Consider the following 7,509-nt stretch of genomic DNA (forward strand, 5'->3'; position numbering starts at 1 on the left):
CCTCTGACAGGGCCGTCGCGTGAGCCCACCCGACCCGCGACAGCCCTGTCAGAGGAGGACCGCGAGGTGGTGGAGAACCTGGAGCTGCTGGAGAGCATGGACGCCGCCGAGGACCTGGAGCTGCTGATGGAGCTGGCCCAACAGGACTGAGCGCTCCCCGCGCGGCACGAAGTCCTCTCGAAAACGACGAAAGCCCGAGCTCCCTCGAGGGGAACCCGGGCTTCGCGTACGTCAGGGACGCTCGAGCGGCGGCTACTCCACCGTCACGCTCTTGGCGAGGTTGCGCGGCTGGTCCACGTCATTCCCGCGCATCTCCGCCACGTGGTACGCGAGGAGCTGGAGCGGAATGGTGGCAATCACGGGCGCGAGCAGCGCGCACGCCGCCGGAACCCGGATGACGTGGTCGGCGAGCCCTCCCACCTGGTCGTCGTCCTCGTCGATGACGGCGATGACCTTGCCGCCGCGCGCGCGGACCTCCTCGATGTTGCCGATGATCTTCTCGTAGGCCACGTGCGGCTTCTTCGGCGCGATGACCACCACCGGCATCTTCTCGTCGATGAGCGCAATCGGGCCGTGCTTCATCTCGCCACCCGCGTAGCCCTCCGCGTGGATGTACGAAATCTCCTTCAGCTTCAGCGCGCCCTCCAGCGCCACCGGGTGCATGGGGCCGCGACCGAGGAAGAGGAAGTCCTGCGAGTTCATGAACTCACGGGCCACGCGCTTCACGGCCGGCTCGCACTTGAGCACCTCTTCAATCATCTTCGGGATTTCCGTCAGATGGGTGAGGTGCTCCTGCGCCGCCGCCACGGACAGCGTGCCGCGCATGCGGCCCAGCTTCACCGCCAGCAGGTAGAGAGCGACCAGCTGCGTGGTGAACGCCTTGGTGGACGCGACGCCAATCTCCGGACCGGCGTTGGTGAGGACGGAGAACTCCGCCTCGCGCGTCATCGCGCTGCCAATGACGTTGCAGATGGCCATCGCCGTGGCCCCGCGAGCCTTGGCCTCCTTGAACGCCGCCAGCGTGTCCGCCGTCTCACCCGACTGGCTGATGGCGATGGCCAGGTGTGAGGACTCGACAATCGGGTCGCGGTAGCGGAACTCACTCGCCAGCTCCACTTCCACCGGGAGCCGCGCCAGCGTCTCAATCATGTGCTTGCCGGCCACGCCCGAGTGCCACGACGTGCCGCACGCCAGGATGGTGATTTTCGTGAGCGAGCGGACCTTCTCGGGCGTCATGTTCCAGCCCTCGAAGTGGACGTCGCCCTCGGTCAGGAGCATCCGGCCGCGCAGCGTGTCCGCGACGGCGCGGGGCTGCTCCCAGATCTCCTTGTGCATGAAGTGCTTGTAGCCGCCCTTCTCCGCCATCATCGGCGTCCAGTCGATGCGGCGGGTGGCGCGGTTCACCGGCTGACCCTGGCGGTTGAAGATGTCCACCTTGGCGGCGGTGACGATGGCCAGGTCACCCTCCTCCATGTAGACGATGTCGCGCGTGTGCTCGAGCACCGCGGGCACGTCGCTGGCGATGAAGTTCTGCCCCTCGCTCAGCCCCAGCACCATGGGCGACGCGTTCTTCGTGCAGACGATGCGGTGGGGGTCCGTCGCGCTCACCACCGCCAGCGCGTACGTGCCCTTCACCTGGTCAATGGCCCCGCGCACCGCGTCCGGCAGCTCCTTGCCGGCCTCCAGCTCATCCGAGATGAGGTGGGCGAAGACCTCCGTGTCCGTCTCCGACGAGAACACGTGGCCCTTGGCGCGAAGCTGCGCCTTCAGTGACAGGTGGTTCTCGATGATGCCGTTGTGGACCACCGCGACGTTCTTGTACGTGTGCGGGTGCGCGTTCTCGTCCGAGGGACGGCCGTGCGTGGCCCAACGGGTGTGGCCAATGCCGATGTTGCCTTGCGGCTGGTCCGCCACCACCCGGTTCTCCAGGTTGCGCAGCTTCCCCGTGGCGCGCACCACGTTGAGCTGGTTGCGATTGACCACCGCGACGCCCGCCGAGTCATACCCCCGGTACTCGAGCTTCTTGAGCCCGGACACCAGGATGGGAGCCGATTCCTTGTCACCGACGTAACCAACAATCCCGCACATATTCAGACCTCTCTCTCACGCCCACGCCCGCCGGAGCAAACCGAGGGATACCCATACTTCTCTGGGAGTGGCTGTCAGGCCGCTCCCCAAGCAAGAGCCACGCCCGCGCTCAACCACCCTTCGCCGCGCGGCGCGCCTTCTTCGCGGCCACCCAGCCTTCCTTCGTCACCTGTGGCGCGCGTGACACAGCGAGGCTGCCGGGCGGCACATTTTTCGTCACCGTGGTGCCCGCCCCCACGTAGGCGCCGTCCCCCACCTTCACGGGAGCGACGAGCTGCGTGTCGGAGCCGATGAAGACGCCGTCTCCCAGCTCCGTGAGGCTCTTGTTCACCCCGTCATAGTTACAGGTGATGGTGCCCGCGCCCACGTTGCAGCCCGCGCCAATCTTGGCGTCACCCAGATAAGTCAGGTGGTTGGCCTTGGTCCCCTTGCCGATCTGCGCCTTCTTCGTTTCCACGAAGTTACCCAGATGCACATCCTCGGCCAGCTCCGTCCCGGGACGCAGGCGAGCGAACGGGCCAATGACGTTCCGCACGCCGACCTTCGCCTCCTCCAACACGGAGTAGGGCTTGAGCACGGAGCCGTCCGCCACGGTGGAGGCGCTCACCACACAGCCGGGGCCGATGGTGACGTTCTCCCCCACCACGGTGCCCGCCGTCAGCACCACCCCGGGGCCCACCTCGCTGTCGGCGCCCACCACCACGTCCTCTTCGATGAAGGTCGTGTCGGGGTCCAACAAGGTAACGCCGGCGCGCATGTGCGCCTCGTTGATGCGGCGCTGGAGCACCCGCGCCCGCGCGGCCAGCTCCACCTTGTCATTCACGCCCGCGGTCTCCGTGGCGTCCACATCCACGGTGCCCACGCGCCCCTGCTTCGAGGCGAGCTCCACCAGGTCCGTCAGGTAGTACTCACCCTGCGCATTGTTCGGTTTGATTTCGGCCAGCGCCTTCCAGAGGAAGGCCGCGTCGACGGAGTAGATGCCCGCGTTGCACTCCTTCACCGCGCGCTGCTCGGCGGTGGCGTCCTTCTGCTCCACCACCCGCACCACCCGGCCCCCCTCGCGAAGGACGCGGCCGTAGCCGGTGGGGTCGTCGAGCATCGTCGTCACCATTGCCAGCACCCCGCCCGCCTCGTCGTGCGCGGCGAGCAGCGCCGCCAGCGTCTCCCGACGGAGCAGGGGCACATCCCCGTACAGGATGAGGACCCGGCCGGAGAACCCCTTCAGGGCCTCTTCCGCCGAGCGCACCGCATCCGCCGTCCCGCGCTGCTCACGCTGGAGCGCGAAGCGCAGGGGCGCGTCCGGAAACAACGCCCGGACTTCCTTCTCCACGCTCTCCGATTGATGGCCCACGACGGGCACCACCGTGGAGGCGCCAAGCTCGAGCGCTCGCTTGAGGGGATATGCGCACAGGGGCTTTCCGAGGATGGCGTGAAGGACTTTCGCCTTCTTCGACTTCATCCGCGTGCCCTTGCCCGCACACAACACCACCGCCGACAGAGCTGTCATGCGGCGGAGAATTAGGGACAGGGAATCGAGTCGTCAACCGCGCGAGGCTCCGAAGTCTCGGAGGTGTTGTCAGGTCGCGGCTTCGCGCTCACGGCCACGCACAGCGCGTTGCTCTTCACCGTGATTCCGAAGCTCGGCTTGAGAAAGAGCGTGACCCGCCCCGAGGGCGGAACAGACCCGGACCGGGTCGGTTTCTCAGGTGTGACCGGTGCGCTCATTTGCTCCCCCAGTCGCGACTCATGACCGGGGAAGGATGCACCCTCTTGAAAAACAATCCAAGAGGAAAATTGTTGCTGAGTTGAAATCATGGTCCGGTGCGGACAGTTCGTGCATACCGGGAGAGGTGTAGTCGGTGCGGCGCCCCCGAGTCCCGGCCCCCAGGTGTGGGTGAGTGTCCGCCGGGTAACACAACATCCGCGACGAAGGCCAGCCACAAGGTATTGATTGCGCCCCCAGGAGGGGACTTTCCCGTGAACGACACGAGCTTCGAGAAGCAAGCCCCGCGCACGAGCGCGAGGGTGCTGGAGGCGACGGTGCGAGGGCTGGCGGTGGCGCTCGTATTGATGGCGTGTGTGGCGCACGCGGCGCGGCCGTACCGGGGTGGCGCGGTGGCCACGGCGTATCCGCCGGCCAGCGAAGCGGCCTTGAAGATGCTCGACAAGGGCGGCAACGCGGTGGACGCGGCGGTGGCGGCGGCCTTCGTGGCGGCGGTCGTCGGGCCGTACCACTCGGGGGTGGGCGGAGGCGGCTTCGCGCTGGTGCACGACGCGAAGTCCGGCGCGACGCGGGTGCTGGACTTCCGCGAGGTGGCGCCCAAGGCGGCCACGCGGAACATGTTCCTGAAGGACGGCAAGGTGGTGCCGGGGCTGTCCACGGACGGCGTGCTGGCCGTCGCCGTGCCGGGCGCGGTGGCGGGATATCTGGAGCTGCTCAAGACGCACGGCACGCTGCCCCCGTCCGTTGTCCTGGCGCCGGCCATCGAAGCGGCGCGCAAGGGCCTGTGGGTGACGCCGCGCTACCGCAGCATGGCCGAGGGGCGGCTGGAGTGTCTGCGCAAGGACCCGGAGGCGACCCGCGTCTTCCTCGTCAAGAACGAGCAGGGCGAACACGTCGTCCCGCCCATCGGCCACCTGCTGCGCCAGCCGGACCTGGCGCGCACGCTCACGAGCATCGCGAAGAGCGGCCCCAAGGGCTTCTACTCGGGCGCGGTGGCCAAGGGCATCGTCGACACGGTGCAGGCGGGCGGCGGTGTGCTCACGCTGGAGGACCTGGCGTCCTACAAGACGCGCAAGCGCGAGCCGCTGGAGGGCAGCTACCGCGGCCACCGCATCCTCACCATGCCTCCGCCGAGCGCGGGCGGTGTGGCGGTGCTCCAGGTGCTGGGCGCCATGGAGCAACTGCGGCCCCAGGGCTTCGGCTTCAGGGACCCGGAGGCCCTGCACCTGTACGTGGAGGCGCTGCGGCGCGCGTACGTGGACCGCGCCAAATACCTGGGGGACCCGGACTTCGCCGACGTGCCCACCGCGCGGCTCATCTCCAAGGGGCACATCGCGGACCTGGCGGGCTCCATCGACCCGAAGAAGGTGACTTCCAGCCTGGCGCTCCTGCCCCAGACGGCGGGCACGCAGGGCTCCACGCTGACGGACAAGCCCGTGACGCTGACGCCGGAGCCGGAGCGCAAGAACACCACGCACATCTCCGTCGTGGACAAGCAGGGCAACGCGGTGGCGCTGACGGCCACGGTGAACTATGGCTTCGGCTCGTGCGTCGTCGCCAAGGGCACCGGCGTGCTGCTGAACGACGAGATGGACGACTTCGCCGCGCAGCCCGGCGTGCCCAACGCGTACGGACTCGTCACCGGCGAGCCCAACGCGATTCAGCCCGGCAAGGTGCCCCAGTCCTCCATGTCGCCCACGCTGGTGTTCTCCAAGGAGGACCCCAAGCGCGTCATGCTCGCGGTGGGCAGCCCGGGCGGGTCCACCATCCCCACCACCGTCATCCAGGTCATCAGCAACATGGTGGACAGCGGCATGGACGTGGCGCGCGCGGTGAACGAGGGCCGCGTCCACCACCAGTACCTGCCGGACGAGTTGTGGGTGGACAAGTGGGGCCTGGAGCCGGCCACACTGTCGGCGCTGGAGGCCAAGGGGCACAAGGTGCGACGCGTGGACCAGTGGGGCGACGCGGAGGCGGTGTTCATCGACCCGAAGACAGGACTGCGCTTCTCCGCGAGCGACCCGCGCAACGAGGGCCTCTCCCTGGGACAGGATTGAGACCGTGCCCGAGCCCCTGCCCATCTTCGACGCGCACCTGCACCCGGAAGGCCTGAGCGATCAGGACCTCGAGTCGATGCGTTTCTTCGGAGTGGAGCGGGCGCTCGTGGTGGCGCACCACTTCCCGGAGCCCACGTCCAAGGCCGTGCTGCGCCACTTCGACGACGTGGTGGAGCGGCAGCTCCCCCGGCTGGAGAAGGTGGGCATCCGCGCCTACGCCGCGCTGGGTGTCCACCCTCGCTGCATTCCCCGGCGCGGCCTGTCGGAGGTGCTCTCCGCGCTGCCCGACTACTTCCAGGGCGGCCGCGTCGTCGCCCTGGGAGAGACGGGGCTGCACGCGGGCGGAGAGGAAGAAGAAGAGGCCTTCCTGGAGCAACTCGCGCTGGCGCGAAGCCTCAAGCTGCGCGTCGTCGTGCACACGCCCCTGGCGGACAAGGAGCGCCACACGCGCCGCATCCTGATTCTGCTGCGCCAGTCCGGCGTGCTGCCCTCGCGCGTGCTGGTGGACCACGCCACCGCGCGCACCGTGCGCACCATCCTGGAAGTGGGCCACTGGGCCGGACTCACGCTGCACCCGGAGGCACTCGCCGCCGAGCGCGCCGTCGCGCTGGTGCGCAAGCTGGGCAGCGAACGACTGGTGCTCAACTCCGACGCCGGTGACGGCGCCGGTGACATCCTGGGCCTGGCCCGCGTGGCCAACCTGCTCTCCAAGGCCCGCCTCTCCGAACGCGTCGTGCGCCGCGTCGCCCGGGACAACGCCGCCCGCTTCTTCCAGGTGGGCACCTGAGCCACACACGTCTGTGCCGCCCTTCACACCGACTCACACTTCAGGGCAGGTCGATTCACTTCCTGACTCCAGTCGGGTTGAATTTTTGCAACAAAAGACACCCCAATCCGTCCTCATTGGCGAGAGCGCATACGGGGAAGCCCCAGGCTCCGCCGCTGCTTTCACACTCCGGTTCGGGAGGGCCCTTTGCGTTCCACGTTCGTCATCGTCGCCGCCATCATGCTCGTGGGGTGCGGGGGTGCGTCGACCCGGCCCTCCGTTCGCACGGGCGACACGCGGGGGGCGCCCGCGCCGGAAGCCGGCCGCCTGCTCGCCGCCACACCCGAGCGCTTCATGGAAGCGTGTCGGCGCGACATCCAGGAGGCCCGTGGCGCGGTGGCGCGACTGACGGCGCCCGGTGCCCGGCGCCTGGCGACCCATGCCCTGCTCACCACCTATGACGACGCCGTGGCGCTCCTGGACGACGCGGTCGGCCGGTCTGGCATCGGCGCCAACGTGCACCCGGACGGCGCCTTCCGGGCCGCCGCGGAGCGGTGCGAGCAGGCCGTGGAGCGGGTGCGCACGGACATCTCGTTGGACCGCCGCGTCTACGACGTGCTGGCCTCGTTGGAGTTGGAGGGCCAGGACGCGCTGACCCGCCGCTGGGTGGCGCGGGTGCTCAAGGGCTTCCAGCGCGCGGGCGTGGACCGGGACGAAGCCACGCGGGAGCGGGTGCGCGTGCTCCAGGAGGAGCTCATCGTCCTGGGCCAGGAGTTCAGCCGCCACATCCACGAGGACGTGCGTCACCTGGACGTGGCCCCGTCGGCGCTGGCGGGCCTGCCGGAGGACTACGTCCTGTCTCTTGTACACATCTC

4 protein-coding genes and 1 pseudogene are annotated in these 7,509 nt (G+C 68.7%); 3 read left to right on the forward strand and 2 right to left on the reverse strand.

What is annotated here, in order from left to right:
- Positions 1-252: 252 nt before the first annotated feature.
- Both glmS and glmU read right to left on the reverse strand, forming a co-directional pair.
- Positions 253-2,088, reverse strand: coding sequence for a glutamine--fructose-6-phosphate transaminase (isomerizing) (glmS, locus tag FJV41_RS46825; protein ID WP_141649119.1), 1,836 nt, complete (start codon positions 2,086-2,088; stop codon positions 253-255).
- A 109-nt stretch (positions 2,089-2,197) separates the two neighbouring features.
- Positions 2,198-3,607 (reverse strand): bifunctional UDP-N-acetylglucosamine diphosphorylase/glucosamine-1-phosphate N-acetyltransferase GlmU, encoded by a 1,410-nt coding sequence (gene glmU, locus FJV41_RS46830; RefSeq protein WP_220137960.1) that lies wholly within the window; start codon positions 3,605-3,607, stop codon positions 2,198-2,200.
- A gap of 551 nt (positions 3,608-4,158) precedes the next feature.
- Here glmU and ggt point away from each other — a divergent pair.
- The 3 genes and pseudogenes from ggt to FJV41_RS46850 form a co-directional block, all read left to right on the forward strand.
- The gene (gene ggt, locus FJV41_RS46840; protein ID WP_141649124.1) at positions 4,159-5,868 is read left to right on the forward strand and encodes a gamma-glutamyltransferase; all 1,710 of its coding nucleotides are present in this window, start codon (positions 4,159-4,161) and stop codon (positions 5,866-5,868) included.
- Positions 5,869-5,872: 4 nt separating this feature from the next.
- Positions 5,873-6,655, forward strand: coding sequence for a TatD family hydrolase (locus FJV41_RS46845; RefSeq protein ID WP_141649122.1), 783 nt, complete (start codon positions 5,873-5,875; stop codon positions 6,653-6,655).
- Between the two features lie 186 nt (positions 6,656-6,841).
- Positions 6,842-7,509, forward strand: a pseudogene (locus FJV41_RS46850) (M3 family metallopeptidase); the annotation flags it as partial.

It is taken from the genome of Myxococcus llanfairpwllgwyngyllgogerychwyrndrobwllllantysiliogogogochensis, from assembly GCF_006636215.1.
Taxonomy (GTDB): Bacteria; Myxococcota; Myxococcia; order Myxococcales; family Myxococcaceae; genus Myxococcus; species Myxococcus llanfairpwllgwyngyllgogerychwyrndrobwllllantysiliogogogochensis.